Origin of the sequence: Ensifer sp. ENS08 (genome assembly GCF_014852195.1) — a bacterium.
Lineage (GTDB): Bacteria > Pseudomonadota > Alphaproteobacteria > Rhizobiales > Rhizobiaceae > Ensifer > Ensifer adhaerens.
In genome coordinates, this window is the sequence record NZ_JACVBF010000001.1 from 132,326 (window position 1) to 148,663 (window position 16,338).

Consider the following 16,338-nt stretch of genomic DNA (forward strand, 5'->3'; position numbering starts at 1 on the left):
AATCGTGATATTTCGTGCAATATCGTGAAGAGTCAAGGAGACATTTCATGCTGACGATACAGAGGCGGGCTTTGATTTCGGCGCGGCTGGCGCGAGATGGCGAGGTCGTCGCCAAGCGCATGGCTGACGAGTTGGACCTGTCCGAGGACACGATCCGGCGCGATCTGCGCGAAATGGCGGCGGAGGGACTGCTGAAGCGCGTGCACGGCGGCGCGCTGCCTCTGGTGCCGCCGCTGCCCAACTTTGCGGCGCGTCAGGAGATCGCCGGCGACGTCAAACGCCGGCTCGGACAAAAGGCGGCTGCGATGATCGAAGCCGGTCAGACAATCTTTCTCGATGGCGGCACCAGCAATGCAGAGATTGCCCGTGCGATGTCGCGCGACATGCGGCTGACCGTCGTCACCCACAGCCCGACGATCGCCGCCGAACTCGAGCGCCACGAAGCGGAGGTTATCCTGATCGGCGGGCGGCTCTACAAGCATTCGATGGTCGCGACGGGAGCAGCAGCGCTTGCAGCGATTGCCGGCATCCGAGCCGACCTGTTCTTCCTCGGCGTCACCGCCATTCACTCGGCCCACGGTGTTTCAACCGGCGACTTCGAGGAGGCGGCCGTCAAGCGGGCGATCCTCGGCCAGGCCGCGGAAACCTACGTGCTCGCAACGGTGGAAAAATTCGATGCGGTCTCGCCGCACCACGTGGCCGCGATCCCTGAGCTCTCGGGCTTCATCGTTCCCAACGAGATCAGCGACGACATGCTCGCCCCTTATGACGGCACGGACATTGCGATCATCGGCGCTTGATGGCGCGCCGCGCCGACAGCGGAACGTCGGGAAAGTGAGCGGGCCGAGATGGCCCGCCACAGTTCAGGCGGCGAAAGCGTCGGTCACTCTGACGTCTCCGACATGGATGCCGTTCCAGTTGTGCATGGAATGGTTGGCCTGCGCCATCAGCGCCGCGTGCAGCTCGGGCTCGTCCCTGAAGAAGCGGGCAAGCGTTGCCGCGACCATGGCTTCGGCAGCCCGGGTCGTACCATCTTCGCACTTCAAAGCGATCGCGATGCCTTTTTCCGGAATGGCGGCGCAGAACACACCTTCCGCCCCGGTCTTGGCAAAGATGCGGCCGGGCGCCGTCTTCATCAGCCGCGTGCAGGCGCGCTTGGTGCCAGCAACGAAAAAGGGCTCGGCCATGCAGGCCTCGATCAGCCGCCGCGAGACGCGGGCGCGCTCGGCTTCAAGGCCGACGCCGGTCGCCATCTTCGCGAAACCGTGTGCGAGCCCCTTCAGCGGCACCGCATAGGTGGGGATCGAGCAGCCGTCGACGCCGCAATTGTCCTTGGCAAGGATCGCGCCCGTCAAGTTTTCCATAGCGCCGCGGATTTCGCGCTGCAGCGGATGGTCGTAGCCGACATACCCCTTCACCTCCGTGCCCGAATGGCAGCAGGCACAGATGAAGCCGGAATGTTTGCCGGAGCAATTGTTGTGCAGCGCCGTCGGCGCTTCCAGGCTGCGGGCCTGGCCGATCAGGGTCTTCTGGTCGGACGACCAATGGGCGCCGCATTCGAGCGCCGAGACATCGCGGCCGGCGGCGGCCAGCATCTTGGCGGCCAGTTCCACATGTTCCGGCTCACCGGAATGGGACGAACAGGCAAGCGCCAGTTCCCGGTTGCCGAAGCCGTAGGCGTCGGCCGCGCCGCTTTCCATCAGCGGCAGCGCCTGCATCGCCTTGCAGGCCGAGCGCGGGAAGACGGCGCTGTCGGTTTCGCCCAGCGAGAAGACGGTCCGGCCGTCGCCGTCGACGGCAATGACCACGCCGCGGTGGCGGCTTTCGACGAGGTTTCCGCGGGTAACTTCGACGAGAACGGGATTTGACATGCCTTGCCCTCAAATATCCGAAATTGCTCCGTGCATTTAGCAGGATTTTACCGGCAAGAAACGGAGTTTTCATGAAATTCGCCCGCAGGCTGGCCGCTGCTTTTCTCGTCATCTACCTGCTGCCGGCGTTGGCCTCGGCCGGCTGGTGGTACATGCAGGACCGGCCGCAAAGCTGGCGCGACGCCGATTGGTCCTCGGCCGGGATCCTGCCGAAGGCAACGGAAAGCGCGGACGCGGCGATCTACGTGTTCTCGGCGACCACGGGCGGCATGAAGGGTGCTGTCGCGAGCCACGCCTGGATCGTGACCAAGAATGAGGGCGCTGCCACCTACGATCGCTACGACAAGGTCGGCTGGGGCAAACCGATCCGCAGGAACGGCTATCCGGCGGATGCACGCTGGTACTCGAATGAGCCGCGGCTGGTCGTCTCGGTGACCGGTGCTGACGCCACGCGGCTGATCCCGAAGATCGAGGCGGCGATCGCCAGCTACCCTTACGCTTCGCCTGGCGGCTACCGGATCTGGCCCGGCCCGAACTCCAACACCTTCGTCGCCCACGTGCTGCGAACCGTACCGGAACTCGGCGCCGTGCTGCCGCCGGACGCAGTCGGCCGCGACTATCTGCCGGAGGGAAAGCTGTTCCAGATCGATGCCGACGGGCGCGACCTGCACGCGACGCTCTATGGCCTGGCCGGTATCTCGGCGGGTGTTCGCAGCGGCCTCGAGCTGCATTTCTTCGGCCTTGTCGCCGGTTTCGACTTCGCCAATCCCGGCATCAAGGTTCCGGCGGTCGGACGCATCGGCATATGATGGTCCAGGCTTGACGGGCCATCGCTTAGGTTGAGCGCCGGTGGTTTGCATTGCATGGTGCGCTGGTCGAATCAGGAGGACGCGCCCGCATGCATGAAATACCGATCAGGAGCTTTGCTGTTTCGGTTGTCGTTCTCCGCCCGGCTGGGAGCACCTTCGAGGTTCTCCTTCTCAAGCGCACCGGGACACTTGCGGGGACCTGGTGCCAAGTCGCCGGCGCGATCGAAGCGAATGAAACGGCCTGGCAGGCGGGCCTGCGCGAAGTCGAGGAGGAAACGGGCCTGCGGCCCGACCGTTTCTATTCCGCCGACATCTGCGAGCAGTTTTACGAGGCCGACTGCAATGCCATCAGCCTGCTGCCCGTCTTCGTCGGCTTTGCAGCCATGGGCGCCACGGTCCGGCTCAATGCCGAACACAGCGCGTTTCGCTGGGTGAGCTTTGACGAAGCGCTCCGCATGGTGCCCTTTGCCGGGCAAAGGAAAGTGCTGAAGCATATCCGGGACGAGTTCGTCGACAACGAACCGAACCCTTGGCTGCTGATCCAGGAAACGGCGCCGGTCGGATCGGCCGGTTAGGCGAGGCTTGATGCTGAGCCAAGTGCTAAAAATGGAAAAGGGCCGCGCGAGGCGACCCTTCCATGAGTTTTGGCCGTATGACTGGCCCGGGCTTTCAGACCCGAAGGAAGGCGGGGATTATGCCGAGGGCTGCCTCGACACCTTCACCTCTTCCATGCCCTTCACCAAGACCGAAATCTCATTAGACATTGGACCACCTTCCTTTCTGTTCGTTGCTGATGATTTGAAAGTAAGCGATCGATCAGCGATTACAAGGGCGACGATGGTCGAAGATCGTTTTCCTCTTCGCCGCCGATCACAGGCCTGACGATCGTTCCGATCACAGGGACATGATGATCTTGCCGACATGGTCGCCCTGCTCCATCTGGCGATGGCCGTCGGCGACCGCGCTGAAGGGCAGGACGGAATGGATGACCGGCGCGACCTTGCCCGTTTCCAGCAGCGGCCAGACCTTCTCAACCAGACCGTCGCGGATCGCCTGCTTTTCCGCCGCCGTGCGCGGACGTAAGGCCGAGCCCATGACATGCAGCCGCTTGGTCAGGATCGGCGCGATGTTCGCCCCTTCAACCTTGGCGCCGCCGAGGAAGGCGATGATCGACAGACGGCCGTCCTTGGCGAGCGAACCGATGTTGCGGTCGAAATAGCGGCCACCGACCATGTCGAGAATGACATCGACGCCACGCCCGCCGGTCTCTTCGAGAACGACCGTCTTGAAGTCCTCATCGCGATAGTTGATCGCCCGCTTGGCGCCGAGCGCTTCGCAGGCGCGGCATTTCTCGGTGCTGCCGGCGGTGACGAAGACCTCGGCGCCGAAGGCCTTGGCGAGCTGGATCGCCGTCGTGCCGATGCCGCTGGAGCCGCCATGGATGAGGATAGTTTCGCCCGCTTTCAGCCCGGCCATATCGAAGACATTGGCCCAGACGGTGAAGAAGGTTTCCGGCAGGGCGGCCGCCTTCACGGCGTCATAACCCCTAGGCCAGGCGAGCGCCTGGGTCGCGGGCACCGCCGTATATTCCGCATAGCCGCCGCCATTGGCGAGCGCGCAGACCTTGTCGCCGATCCGGAACCCTTGAGCCCCCTCGCCGAGCGCCACGACTTCGCCCGCCACTTCCAGGCCGAGGATCGGGCTTGCGCCCGGCGGCGGCGGATAGTCGCCCTTGCGCTGCAAAACATCAGGACGGTTGATGCCCGCCGCCTCCACCCGAACGAGGATGTCGCCCGGCTTGAGCTCTGGCAACGGCCCCTTCGCGAGCACCATGTTTTCAGGCCCGCCCGGGGCTGGAAGGTCGACGAATTGCATTTCCAATGGAAGAGACATGGCACTACCTCGCGAATTCTCAAGGCGCATAGGTAGCGCCGGAAACGCGAGGCGAAAAGGCTGATTGTCGAACGAGCGGTCGTCGAAAGCGCAGCTCAGCCGCCGAGTGCATCCATGACAAGACCGGTATCGCTCGCCTTGGCGCGCGACTTGATCTCGGCGATGCGGGCGCTGACGGCCTGGGCGTCGGAGAAAACAAAGCCTTCGGGCAGCCCCAGGACGGCAATCGAGCAGCGCATCAGCGGAAAATCCTTCGCCGAGCCGTCACGGCCGTAGCCGCTGATGCGGCCCTCCGCCTGATGCTCCGGCGAATAGAGCTGGCCTACGTCGGAGCGAAAATCGTCGAGCAGGCGGTTCAGCACCGCTTCCAGCTCCTCGACCGAACAGCCGCTGACACCGACGAAGAAGTCGTCGCCGCCGACATGGCCGAGGAATTTCTCCTCGCCGATGAAATGGCGGCGCAGCAGGGCGGCAAAGAGCGTGATCGCGAGATCGCCCTTCTGGAAACCGTAGGTATCGTTGAAGGGCTTGAAGTCGTCGAAATCGCAATAGCAGAAGTAACGCGCATGATCGCCGTCGAGGATCGCGTCCTGGACATAGTCGCGGATGGCGCGGTTGCCGGGCAGACCCGTCAGCGGATTCTGCTCCTGCGCCATCTTCAATTGTTTTTCGTTGATAATCTTCAAAAGCGACGAGGCCGAGAGAGTGCCGGCGTAGCGCATGTTCTCCGTCAGGATCAGGCAATCGCTGCCGTCCATTCCGGCGAAGATCTTCAACATTTCATCCGCCGGCGTGTCGAGATCGGCGATCGGCGCCGGGCTGGCGAAGTGCGAAATCCGCCGCTGGTAGATCCGGTTCTTCAGGAGATCGCGGCCGAAAGGGTGATAGATCAGCTCCTTGACGTGATACTCGTGCAGGATGCCGCGCGGCTCGCCATTGGCGTTCAGGACCGGGAAGAATCCCTGGCGCGGATTGCGCCGGAAGAGATCGAAGACGGAATCGAGTTCGTCACTTTCGCGAACGGTCGGCAGTTGCTCGATCTGCTTGCGGATCAGGATGCCGTCCAGCGAAGACGAGGACCGCCGGCTGGCGACGCTCTGGTCGAGATGCGGATAGGCAGGCAGAAGTTCGCTCAGATGCGTCGTCGGCCGGGCGACGTAATAACCCTGCACCAGATCGCAGCCGAGGTCGCGACAGGTCAGAAACTCCGCCTCCGTCTCCACACCTTCGGCGATCACCCGCGTGCCGAGCACATGGGCGGTGTTGACCGTGTGGCGGACGAGATGGCGCTTGCGGGCATCGGCCTCGATGCCCGAGACGAAGTGTCTGTCGATCTTCACATAGTCGACCGGCTGGTCGCAGAGCAGCTTCAGCCCGTTGAAGCCGGCGCCGAAATCGTCAATCGCCAGCTTGAAACCGGCAAGCCGGAGATCACGCACGAGGGCCGAGAAATCCGGCATCTTGCCGCCATCGAAGCGCTCGGAAAGCTCGAAACAGAGTGACGACGGGGCGATATTGGCGCGCTTCAAGTGGTTGACGAGGCGTTCGACGATGTCGCCTTCACCGCCAACGAGGCGTGAGTCGAAGTTGAGGAACAGCGTGCGTGCGGAATGATCGGGCAGCGTCGCAAAGCCGGCGACGGCGCGACTGTTGATCATGTGTTCGAGCGCCAGCAGCTGCCCTTCTTCTTCCGCCTTGTCGAGCAGCTCCAGCGGCGAGGCAAAGCCGAGTTTCTGAAAGCCGCGCATCAGGGATTCGTAGCCGAAGACGGTGCCGGTCGCCGCTTCTGCGATCGGCTGGAAGGCGGTTTCGATCACCAGCTTGGCGAGCGTTACGATCTGGTCGTCGCCGAACCGGCGCAACGAGAGAATTTCGGCGGGGGCGGCGGACATGCCGGGCTCCAGAAATATGGGACGGACGGTCGAACGCCGGCAGCATGGCCAGCAAGCGTCAACGAAGTCTTTCCCCATTATGAAGCTTTGATGAAAGCTATGTGACAGCCGCAACTGCGCCAATCAGATGCAAACACTCTAATGAAATCAGTAGTTTCATGAGCAAGTCCTGCGATCGGTCGGCGTCTGCCCCATCCTGACCGTCGCGCCAGGATGGTTCAGACGAGAACGAGCAATGTCAGGTATCCGGCACCGATGACCAGGCAGAGCGGACCGTAGATGCGACGGTCGAGCGTCACGAAGGGCTCCGTGCCGTGGCGTTGGTGGAACGCGGTGGTGAAGGCCAGGAGGCCACGGGCGACGAAGATGGCGGCAAGCCCCGCAAGGCCGCCATGGCCGAAGATCGGCGGCAAAAGCCCTGCAAAGACGGGCGTCACGGACAATGGCAGGAGCGCCGCCGCAAAGAGGAGTACGACGACGACCAGCGTCAGCCAGACCGGCGGCATCGCCGACCGGTGCTTCGTGCCGACCACCGTGCGGACAAGCGTTTCTTCGTCGTCACAGGGCCAAAGTCCGCCGAACGCCCAGTAGGCATGCAGCCCGGCGATACCGGAAAGAACGAGGAAAAGCAGGATCGCGATTGCCGCCAACATGATGGGTTCCTTGCTTGCCTGTGGGCGGACCGCCTCAAGCGGTCACGGTTGACGGAGACCCTTTGCCCGACCGCACGCCGATCGCCGCAAGCGCGGCCATGAGGAGAAAGGCCGCCCATTGCGGCGTGGTCGAGAGAGAACCGAGATAGGCAAGCCCGTAGCCGATGAAGAGCACCGCATAGGCGAGATATTGCACGATCACCGCAGCGGCCAGCGGCGCACGGTAACGCCCGTTCACGGCGGCAAACAGCAGGGCGATACTGTTGATCAGGAGGATGGCGCTCGTCGCGTGCCAGAGAAGCGAGACATAGGTTTTAAGCAGCGCCGAGGGGCTGCTTGCAAGCAAAGGCACATGCACCTCCGGCCCGCCGGCAAAGAGATGAATGCCCGTTGTCGCCAGGGACAGGATGCCCGCTGCCAGAAGCCATTTGCTCATGCCTTCGCCTCCAATCTTCACCATACGGCAGCGTATGTACGCGACCTAGTTGCATCAGTCAATACGGTGACGTATGGAAGGCCATGACGACAAAAAGTACCCTCACGAGCGATGATTGGATCAAGGCCGCCTTCCGCGCACTGACGACCGGCGGCGTGCAGGCGATCCGGGCCGAGGCGATCGCCCGCGACCTGAAGGTGAGCAAGGGCTCCTTCTATTGGCATTTCAAGGATGTGCCGGATCTTAAGGCAAAGATGCTAGCCCATTGGGCGCGCGAAGCGACAGACGCGATCATCGCGGAAATCGAAGCCGTGGAAGTAACGGCGCAGGAGCGATTGCGGTTGTTGGTGCATGCCGCGACCGACGAACGCAGCCTTCCCTATGGCGGCTTGCTGACGGACAGCGCGGTCCGCGAATGGGCGCGCTTCGACACCATGGCCGCCATGACCCTTAAGTCCGTCGACGAACGCCGCCTTGGCTACATTGCCGACCTGCTCGGTCATTGCGGATTTTCGTCAAGTGAGAGCCACAGCGGCGCCAGCGCGCTCTACGGCGCGCTGATCGGACTTGAGGCGCTCGCTGCAAACGGTCTTGCCGATCTTCGCGGCGATCTGCTCCGGCTGCTCGAGGCGCTGCTCGGCAGCACCTCGCGCTAAACTCAGCCCTTGGCCAGAACGCCGAAGGCGATCAGCGACAAGCCCTGCATGACGAGGTCGACGGCGAGAAACAGGCCGAGGATCCAGAGGCTGTTGACCGGCCAGCCGGCAGCGATGATCAGGCCGGCCACAAGCGTGACCAGACCGCCGAGTGCAACCCAGCCCCAGCCCTGCAGCGGCCTGAGCTTCAGGCCAACCCAGATGCGGAAGCAACCCGCGACGATCAAGGCGATCGCCATGATAAAGGTGAGGAAGGACGAGGCGAGCACGGGATTGATGAAGGCAAAAAGGCCGGCGATCGTATAGCAGGCGCCGCTCAGGCCCCAGTAGAGCACGCTGTCCCAGCCCTTTACCTGAAAGGCGTGGGCGAGATTGAACAGCCCGCCGACCAGCATGATGATCCCGACATAATAGACGGACGCGACCGTCGCCATCAGCAGATTGCCGAAGGCAAGGCCGCCGCACATGATCAACAGCACGCCGAGGGCGACGAACCACCCCCATTTACCGGCAACCGCTGACTTGTCGGCTCGATCGAATGCGTGGGTCATCTCAACCTCCAGTCCTTTGCAACGCGAGATCGCTAACGCGGGGATTGAGCCGGATTTCTGCACAAAAGGAAAGTGAAAACACAGTCGATTTTTATTGATTGATGAGTCAATCAAAAATAGACTGATCATCGTCAAGGGAGAGACGGATGCCGAAGGTCGGGATGGAACCGGTGCGCCGCAAGGCGCTGGTCGACGCAGCGCTGCGCGTGATCGGCGATCAGGGCACGCTTGCCGTCACCATGTCCGAGATCGCCCGCCACGCCGGCGTTTCCCCTGCCCTTGCCCACCACTATTTCGGCAGCAAGGAACAATTGCTGATCGAGACCATCCGCAGCCTTCTAAGGCAATTGCGCGACGACACGGTGACGGCGCTCCGCACCGTGGCAGGCCCGCGCGAAAGGCTGAGCGCGCTCATCCGCGTCTCCTTCCAGGCAAGCCAGTTCGCCCCTGATACGATCGCCGCCTGGCTTGCCTTTTACTCGGAAGCGCAGCGCTCGGAAGAGGTGCGGCGGCTGCTCGTGGTCTATGCCCGGCGCCTGCGATCCAATCTGCTGGCGAACCTCAAGACGCTTTGTGCCGATGATGACGCGGAACGCATTGCCGAAGGCGCAGCTGCGATGATCGACGGGCTCTATATCCGCCAGAGTCTGCGCTCCGCGCCGATCAGCATCGAAGCTTCGATCGCGCTTACCGAAGACTATGTCACCTCGCACATCGATCGGCTCACATACCAGGGAACGGCCGCATGACCGCAAGACCGAACATCCTGATCATCATGGTCGACCAGCTGAACGGAAAGTTCTTTCCCGACGGACCGGCCGCGTTCCTGCATGCGCCGCACCTGAAGGCACTCGCCGCCCGCTCGGCCCGGTTCCGCAACAATTACACCTCGTCGCCGCTCTGCGCCCCTGCCCGCGCCTCGTTCATGGCCGGGCAACTGCCGAGCCGCACCCGCGTCTACGACAACGCCGCCGAGTACCAGTCGTCGATCCCGACCTATGCACACCACCTGCGCCGCGCCGGCTACTACACGGCGCTGTCGGGCAAGATGCATTTCGTCGGCCCGGACCAGCTGCACGGCTTCGAGGAACGGCTGACGACCGACATCTACCCGGCCGATTTCGGCTGGACGCCGGACTATCGCAAACCCGCCGAGCGCATCGACTGGTGGTACCACAATCTGGGCTCGGTCACCGGCGCCGGCGTCGCCGAGATCACCAACCAGATGGAATATGACGACGAGGTCGCCTTCCTTGCCAACCAGAAGCTCTACCAGCTGTCGCGCGAAAACGACGACGCGGAGCGCCGCCCCTGGTGCCTGACGGTCTCGTTCACCCACCCGCACGACCCTTACGTGGCGCGAAAGAAGTTCTGGGACCTCTACGAGGATTGCGAGCATCTGTTGCCCGAGGTCGGCATGCTGCCGGACGACCGGCAGGATCCGCATTCCAAGCGCATCATGCACTCCTGCGACTACGTCAATTTTGACCTGACGGAAGACAACATCCGCCGCTCGCGCCGCGCCTATTTCGCCAACATTTCCTATCTTGACGAAAAAGTCGGCGAACTTCTGGATACGTTGACGCGCACCCGCATGCTCGACGACACGCTGATCCTCTTCTGCTCGGATCATGGCGACATGCTCGGCGAGCGCGGACTGTGGTTCAAGATGAACTTCTTTGAGGGTTCTGCCCGCGTGCCGCTGATGGTCGCCGGCCCCGGCGTCGCAGCCGGCCTGCATCTGGCGCCGACCTCCAATCTCGACGTGACGCCGACGCTTGCCGACCTCGCCGGCATTACCATGGACGAGGTCAAGCCCTGGACCGATGGCATCAGCCTGGTGCCCATGATCAACGGCGAGGAGCGCTCAGAGCCGGTGCTGATGGAATATGCGGCGGAAGCCTCCTACGCGCCGCTGGTCGCCATCCGCGAAGGCAAATGGAAATACATCCACTGTGCGCTCGATCCCGAGCAGCTCTACGATCTCGAAGCGGATCCGCTGGAACTGACAAACCTCGCTGCCAAGCCCGAAACGCCGGTACAGGCGGCAACCCTGCAGGCGTTCCAGGACATGTGCGCCGCCCATTGGGACATGGAAGGTTTCGATGCCGCCGTGCGTGAAAGCCAGGCCAGGCGCTGGGTGGTCTACGAGGCGCTCAGGAACGGCGCCTATTACCCCTGGGATCACCAGCCGCTGCAGAAGGCATCCGAGCGCTACATGCGCAACCATATGAACCTCGACAATCTCGAGGAATCCAAACGCTATCCGCGGGGAGAATGACATGAAAGCCCAACCGCAAGCCTCGCACTTCATCGACGGCGAATATGTCGAGGACATCGAAGGCACTGTCATCGAGAGCATCTATCCGGCGACCGGCGAAGTGATCGCCCGGCTGCATGCGGCAACGCCGGCGATCGTCGAAAAGGCGATTGCCGCTGCCAAGCGCGCGCAGCCGGAATGGGCCGCGATGAGCCCGACGGCGCGCGGCCGGGTCCTTAAGCGCGCCGCCGAGATCATGCGCGAGCGCAACCGCGAGCTCTCCGAGCTCGAAACGCTCGACACCGGCAAGCCGATCCAGGAGACGATCGTCGCGGATCCGACCTCCGGCGCCGACAGTTTCGAGTTCTTCGGCGGCGTCATCGCCACCGCCCTCAATGGCGACTACATCCCGCTTGGCGGCGACTTTGCCTATACCAAGCGCGTGCCGCTTGGCGTATGCGTCGGGATCGGCGCCTGGAACTATCCGCAGCAGATCGCCTGCTGGAAGGGCGCGCCGGCGCTCGCCGCCGGCAACGCCATGGTCTTCAAGCCCTCGGAAAACACGCCGCTCGGCGCCCTGAAGATCGCCGAAATTCTCGTCGAAGCCGGTCTGCCGAAGGGCCTCTACAATGTCATCCAGGGCGATCGCACCACCGGGCCCCTGCTCGTCAACCATCCTGACGTCGCCAAGGTGTCGCTGACAGGCTCGGTCCCGACCGGCAAGAAGGTGGCGGGTGCAGCAGCGGCCGAACTCAAGCACGTCACCATGGAACTCGGCGGCAAGTCGCCGCTGATCGTCTTCGACGATGCCGACCTCGAAAGCGCCATCGGCGGCGCCATGCTCGGCAACTTCTATTCGACCGGCCAGGTCTGCTCGAACGGCACCCGCGTCTTCGTGCACAAGGGTATCAAGGAACAGTTCCTGACGCGGCTCAAAGCCCGCACCGAGGCGATCGTCATCGGCGACCCGATGGACGAGGCAACGCAGCTCGGGCCGATGGTCTCGGCGCCACAGCGCGACAAGGTCTTTTCCTATATCGAGAAGGGCAAGGCCGAAGGTGCGCGACTGGTGACCGGTGGCGGCATCCCGAACGCCGTGAACAGTGAAGGCACCTATATCCAGCCGACGGTCTTTGCCGACGTCACCGACGGCATGACGATCGCGCGCGAGGAAATCTTCGGGCCTGTCATGTGCGTGCTCGACTTCGACGACGAGGCCGAGGTGATCGCCCGCGCCAATGCCACCGAATTCGGCCTTTCGGCCGGCGTCTTCACCGCCGACATTACCCGCGCCCACCGCGTCGTCGACCAGCTGGAGGCCGGTACGCTGTGGATCAACACCTACAATCTCTGCCCGGTGGAAATCCCCTTCGGCGGCTCCAAGCAATCCGGCTTCGGCCGCGAGAATTCGGTCGCGGCGCTCAACCATTATAGCGAGCTGAAGACCGTCTATGTCGGCATGGGGCCGGTGCAGGCGCCGTATTGAGATTGTTGATTTGCCGCTCCCCCTAGCCCTCCCCCGCTCGCGGGGAGAGGGGACGAGGCCTGCTCGCCAGACCACACGCGGCAACGCATAAGGACGTCAGAGAGGGAGCAAGACATATCCGCGTTTTCCTTCTCCCCGCCTGCGGGGAGAAGGTGGCGGCAGCCGGATGAGGGGCGGATCCCTCACCGTGCGTATGAGCGGCGCATCCCGTCACTGCGGATGAGAGGCATGCCGAGGGGCAACGATTAAAAGAAAGACGACGCTTATGCAGGCAGATTACATCATCATCGGCTCCGGCTCCGCCGGCTCGGCGCTCGCCTATCGCCTCTCAGAAGACGGCAAGAATACCGTCCTGGTGCTGGAATATGGCGGAACGGATGCGGGGCCGTTCATCCAGATGCCGGCAGCGCTTGCCTGGCCGATGAGCATGAAGCGCTATAACTGGGGCTATCTGTCTGAGCCTGAGCCGAACCTCAACAACCGCCGCATCACCGCGCCGCGCGGCAAGGTGATCGGCGGTTCCTCTTCGATCAACGGTCTCGTCTATGTGCGCGGCCATGCGGAAGACTTCAACCGCTGGGAAGAACTCGGCGCGCGCGGCTGGGCCTATGCGGATGTGCTGCCCTATTTCAAGCGCATGGAAAACAGCCACGGCGGCGAAGCCGGCTGGCGCGGAACCGACGGACCGCTGCACGTTAAACGCGGCCCGGTCCACAATCCGCTGTTCCATGCCTTTATCGAGGCCGGCCAGCAAGCCGGCTTCGAACTCACCGATGACTATAACGGCTCGAAGCAGGAAGGCTTCGGGCTGATGGAGCAGACCGTCTGGCAGGGCCGGCGCTGGTCGGCGGCAAACGCCTATCTGAAGCCGGCGATGAAGCGGCAGAACGTGTCGCTCGTGCGTTGCTTCGCCCGTCGGATCATCATCGAGAACGGCCGGGCGACCGGGGTCGAGATCGAGCGCGGCGGCAAGATCGAGGTCGTCAAGGCCAACCGTGAGGTCGTCGTCTCGGCCTCCTCGTTCAATTCGCCGAAGCTCTTGATGCTCTCGGGCATCGGCCGGGCCGAGCACCTGAAGGACATGGGCATCGAGGTGAAGGTTGACCGACCAGGCGTCGGCGCAAACCTGCAGGACCATATGGAGTTCTATTTCCAGCAGATTTCAACCAAGCCCGTGTCGCTCTATTCCTGGCTGCCCTGGTTCTGGCAGGGCGTTGCCGGCGCGCAGTGGCTGTTCTTCAAGAAGGGCCTCGGCATCTCCAACCAGTTCGAGGCCTGCGCCTTCCTGCGCTCGGCCCCCGGCGTCAAGCAGCCAGATATCCAGTACCACTTCCTGCCGGTGGCGATCAGCTACGACGGCAAGGCGGCCGCCAACACCCACGGCTTCCAGGTGCATGTCGGCTACAACCTCTCGAAGTCGCGCGGCAACGTCACGTTGCGCTCCTCCGATCCGATGACCGACCCGGTCATCCGCTTCAACTATATGAGCCACCCGGAGGACTGGGAGAAGTTCCGCCACTGCGTGCGCCTCACCCGCGAGATCTTCGGCCAGAAAGCCTTCGACCACTATCGCGGTCCGGAGATCCAGCCGGGCGAGAAAGTCCAGTCGGACGAACAGATCGACGCGTTCCTGCGCGAGCATCTGGAAAGCGCCTACCACCCCTGCGGCACCTGCCGGATGGGTGCCAAGGACGACCCGATGGCGGTGGTCGATCCGGAGACCCGCGTCATCGGTGTCGAAGGCCTTCGTGTCGCCGACAGCTCGATCTTCCCACACGTGACCTACGGCAACTTGAACAGCCCGTCGATCATGACCGGCGAGAAGGCGGCCGACCACATTCTCGGCAAGCAGCCCCTCGCCAGATCGAACCAGGAACCGTGGATCAATCCGCGCTGGCAGGTCAGCGACAGATAGTTTGCCGCAAGGCGAACTTTTTTGCCGGCGACCGACAGCCGCATGTCACATTCGCCGGTGTTATCTTGTCTTGTCTTCTCGAGTGCTTGAGATGAAGGAGACGAAGATGACAGCGAAGCCCGATCCGCATGGGACTGCCGCAGCGGTGATGCCATCATGGCCCCTTGTGCGCGCTAGCCATTTCGTGGCCGGCCGCGCCATATCGCAGCGGGGCGCGTGATGGCCGGGATGACCGACGAAGACGTCAGAACGACCTTCGGCGCGGTACGCCCGAGACTGATCCGCATCGCCTATCGCATGCTGGGCTCCGTCAGCGAAGCCGAAGATGTCGTACAGGAAGCATTCCTGCGCTGGCTGAACGCCGACCGTGCGGCCGTCAAAGAACCATCGGCGTTTCTGGGCCGGATCGTGACACGCCTTTGCCTCAACCAGTTGAAGTCGGCACGGCGGCGGCGCGAAACCTACCTCGGGCCATGGCTGCCGGAACCGGTCGTCGAGCAGTGCGACGAACTAGACGACATTACCCTGCCTCTGATGATGGCACTGGAACGCCTGTCGCCGCTGGAACGAGCGGCCTTCCTGCTGCACGACGTCTTCGGTGTCAGCTTCGATGAAATCGGCGAGACGCTCGGCCGCAAGGCAGCAACCTGCCGTCAACTGGCCAGCCGTGCCCGTGTCAATGTCCGCGAGACCCGCCGCCGATTTGCGATGCCACGGGAACAGGGCATGGAAATCGCCGCCGCCTTCTTTGCCGCTTCCCGTGGCGGCGATTTGCACAAGCTTCGTTCGCTGCTTGCGACCGGCGCGATCGTCTATGCCGACGGCGGCGGCAAGACAGTGGCGCCAAGACGGCCGATCGTCGGAATAGACGAGGTGATAATGCTGCACGCCTCGCTGAGGCTGATCTTTGCCCGGGCGATGTCGCGGCTCGTGCGTTACGAATTCATCAATGGGCTGCCTGGTTTTATCACCATCGAAGACGGGGTCCTGCAGACCACCGCGATCGAGATCGAGCGGGATAGAATCACCGTCATCTATGTCACGCGCAATCCGGACAAGCTAAAACACCTCCCAGAAGCGCTGACATATCTCGATGCTCCGGCCGTTCATTGAGCGACGGGTGACCGCGCCCTAACGATCGCGCCCCCGCGCACAGGCACCAGAGCCGACAGCTCTGCTGATCGCCCCTGCTCCAAACAAACTTAACCTGCCACGCGCCGAAGGCGCGTGCCTCTACTCGCTCGGCAGGCCCAACACCAAACCATAGGAGACCAAACCATGAGCAACATATGCATTGCCGTCATCTACCACAGCGGATACGGGCACACGGCACGCCAGGCCAAGGCTGTTAAAGCCGGTATCGAGCGCGTCGACGGCGCACAAGGTCTGCTCCTAGCGGTTGAGGATGTACCGGCACGGTGGAACGATCTCCGCTCGGCCGAGGCGATCATTTTCGGCACGCCGACCTATGTCGGAGGCCAGTCAGCCGCGTTCAAGTCATTTCAGGAAGCGAGTTCCAGTGCCGTGATGGCCAAGGGCTACCTTTGGAAAAACAAGTTTGCTGCCGGTTTCACCAACTCGGGAACCGCCTCGGGCGATAAACTCGCGACGCTGATGCAACTTGCTCTCTTTGCTGCCCAGCATGGCATGCACTGGATCAACCTCGACCTACCACCGGCCAACCACTCGACCAAAGGATCACCTGACGATCTCAACCGGCTTGGCTTCTGGCTGGGCGCCGGCGCCCAGTCCTATGTCGACCAGGGCGCCGATCTGGCGCCGCCACCATCCGATCTTGAGACGGCAAGTCATCTCGGCCAACGCGTGGCCGAGACAACGCTGCAGTTCGTGCGAGGAAGAACGGTCGAACAGGAGCCTGCCCTTCCCGCGTGGAGAACGGCAGGCGAGCGATAGGA

The 16,338-nt window shown here is 63.0% G+C and carries 17 protein-coding genes; 11 read left to right on the forward strand and 6 right to left on the reverse strand.

Annotated features, from left to right (window positions below; translation table 11 throughout):
- The first annotated feature begins 47 nt into the window (after window positions 1-47).
- Window positions 48-800, forward strand: coding sequence for a DeoR/GlpR family DNA-binding transcription regulator (locus tag IB272_RS00705; RefSeq protein WP_060584231.1), 753 nt, complete (start codon window positions 48-50; stop codon window positions 798-800).
- Window positions 801-863: 63 nt separating this feature from the next.
- Here the strand turns inward: IB272_RS00705 and IB272_RS00710 are convergent, their stop codons facing one another.
- The gene (locus IB272_RS00710) at window positions 864-1,871 is read right to left on the reverse strand and encodes an asparaginase (RefSeq protein ID WP_060584229.1); all 1,008 of its coding nucleotides are present in this window, start codon (window positions 1,869-1,871) and stop codon (window positions 864-866) included.
- 71 nt (window positions 1,872-1,942) lie between these two features.
- On the opposite strand from IB272_RS00710, the gene IB272_RS00715 reads away from it, so the two are divergent.
- The 3 genes from IB272_RS00715 to IB272_RS00725 all read left to right on the forward strand — a co-directional run bounded on the left by IB272_RS00715 (window position 1,943) and on the right by IB272_RS00725 (window position 3,562).
- A complete protein-coding gene (locus tag IB272_RS00715) occupies window positions 1,943-2,680 on the forward strand; it encodes a DUF3750 domain-containing protein (protein ID WP_060584227.1) in 738 nt (245 codons plus the stop codon).
- An 89-nt stretch (window positions 2,681-2,769) separates the two neighbouring features.
- Window positions 2,770-3,255 (forward strand): NUDIX domain-containing protein, encoded by a 486-nt coding sequence (locus tag IB272_RS00720; protein WP_060584226.1) that lies wholly within the window; start codon window positions 2,770-2,772, stop codon window positions 3,253-3,255.
- 10 nt (window positions 3,256-3,265) lie between these two features.
- The gene (locus IB272_RS00725; RefSeq protein WP_060584224.1) at window positions 3,266-3,562 is read left to right on the forward strand and encodes a hypothetical protein; all 297 of its coding nucleotides are present in this window, start codon (window positions 3,266-3,268) and stop codon (window positions 3,560-3,562) included.
- A 12-nt stretch (window positions 3,563-3,574) separates the two neighbouring features.
- Here the strand turns inward: IB272_RS00725 and IB272_RS00730 are convergent, their stop codons facing one another.
- The 4 genes from IB272_RS00730 to IB272_RS00745 form a co-directional block, all read right to left on the reverse strand.
- Complete coding sequence (locus tag IB272_RS00730) at window positions 3,575-4,573, reverse strand: NAD(P)H-quinone oxidoreductase (RefSeq protein ID WP_060516267.1); 999 nt, start codon at window positions 4,571-4,573, stop codon at window positions 3,575-3,577.
- A 95-nt stretch (window positions 4,574-4,668) separates the two neighbouring features.
- Complete coding sequence (locus IB272_RS00735; protein ID WP_060584222.1) at window positions 4,669-6,465, reverse strand: GGDEF domain-containing protein; 1,797 nt, start codon at window positions 6,463-6,465, stop codon at window positions 4,669-4,671.
- Between the two features lie 218 nt (window positions 6,466-6,683).
- Window positions 6,684-7,118: a DUF3995 domain-containing protein gene (locus IB272_RS00740; protein ID WP_060584220.1), complete on the reverse strand. Its 435-nt coding sequence runs from the start codon at window positions 7,116-7,118 to the stop codon at window positions 6,684-6,686.
- A 34-nt stretch (window positions 7,119-7,152) separates the two neighbouring features.
- Window positions 7,153-7,554, reverse strand: coding sequence for a hypothetical protein (locus IB272_RS00745; protein ID WP_113135466.1), 402 nt, complete (start codon window positions 7,552-7,554; stop codon window positions 7,153-7,155).
- Between the two features lie 83 nt (window positions 7,555-7,637).
- Between IB272_RS00745 and IB272_RS00750 the strand changes: the two genes are divergently transcribed.
- On the forward strand, window positions 7,638-8,210 hold the full coding sequence (locus IB272_RS00750; RefSeq protein WP_060584216.1) for a TetR/AcrR family transcriptional regulator: 573 nt from the start codon (window positions 7,638-7,640) through the stop codon (window positions 8,208-8,210).
- Between the two features lie 2 nt (window positions 8,211-8,212).
- Here IB272_RS00750 and IB272_RS00755 read toward each other — a convergent pair whose 3' ends face one another.
- The gene (locus IB272_RS00755) at window positions 8,213-8,761 is read right to left on the reverse strand and encodes an HdeD family acid-resistance protein (protein WP_034789210.1); all 549 of its coding nucleotides are present in this window, start codon (window positions 8,759-8,761) and stop codon (window positions 8,213-8,215) included.
- 146 nt (window positions 8,762-8,907) lie between these two features.
- Here IB272_RS00755 and betI point away from each other — a divergent pair, with 146 nt between their 5' ends.
- The 6 genes from betI (at window position 8,908) to IB272_RS00785 (ending at window position 16,336) form a co-directional block, all read left to right on the forward strand.
- Window positions 8,908-9,510 carry a transcriptional regulator BetI gene (betI, locus tag IB272_RS00760; RefSeq protein ID WP_060584214.1) on the forward strand — a complete coding sequence of 201 codons (603 nt, stop codon included), beginning with the start codon at window positions 8,908-8,910 and terminating at the stop codon, window positions 9,508-9,510.
- Window positions 9,507-11,042 (forward strand): choline-sulfatase, encoded by a 1,536-nt coding sequence (gene betC, locus IB272_RS00765; RefSeq protein WP_060584212.1) that lies wholly within the window; start codon window positions 9,507-9,509, stop codon window positions 11,040-11,042. Before betI ends, betC begins: the two co-directional genes overlap by 4 nt.
- Window position 11,043: 1 nt before the next feature.
- On the forward strand, window positions 11,044-12,507 hold the full coding sequence (betB, locus tag IB272_RS00770) for a betaine-aldehyde dehydrogenase (RefSeq protein WP_060584210.1): 1,464 nt from the start codon (window positions 11,044-11,046) through the stop codon (window positions 12,505-12,507).
- Window positions 12,508-12,772: 265 nt separating this feature from the next.
- Complete coding sequence (gene betA / locus IB272_RS00775; RefSeq protein ID WP_060584208.1) at window positions 12,773-14,422, forward strand: choline dehydrogenase; 1,650 nt, start codon at window positions 12,773-12,775, stop codon at window positions 14,420-14,422.
- Between the two features lie 228 nt (window positions 14,423-14,650).
- Complete coding sequence (locus IB272_RS00780) at window positions 14,651-15,535, forward strand: sigma-70 family RNA polymerase sigma factor (protein ID WP_318266873.1); 885 nt, start codon at window positions 14,651-14,653, stop codon at window positions 15,533-15,535.
- 165 nt (window positions 15,536-15,700) lie between these two features.
- Entirely contained in the window at window positions 15,701-16,336 is a 636-nt protein-coding gene (locus IB272_RS00785) for a flavodoxin family protein (RefSeq protein WP_034789198.1), read from the forward strand.
- Window positions 16,337-16,338: the final 2 nt, after the last annotated feature.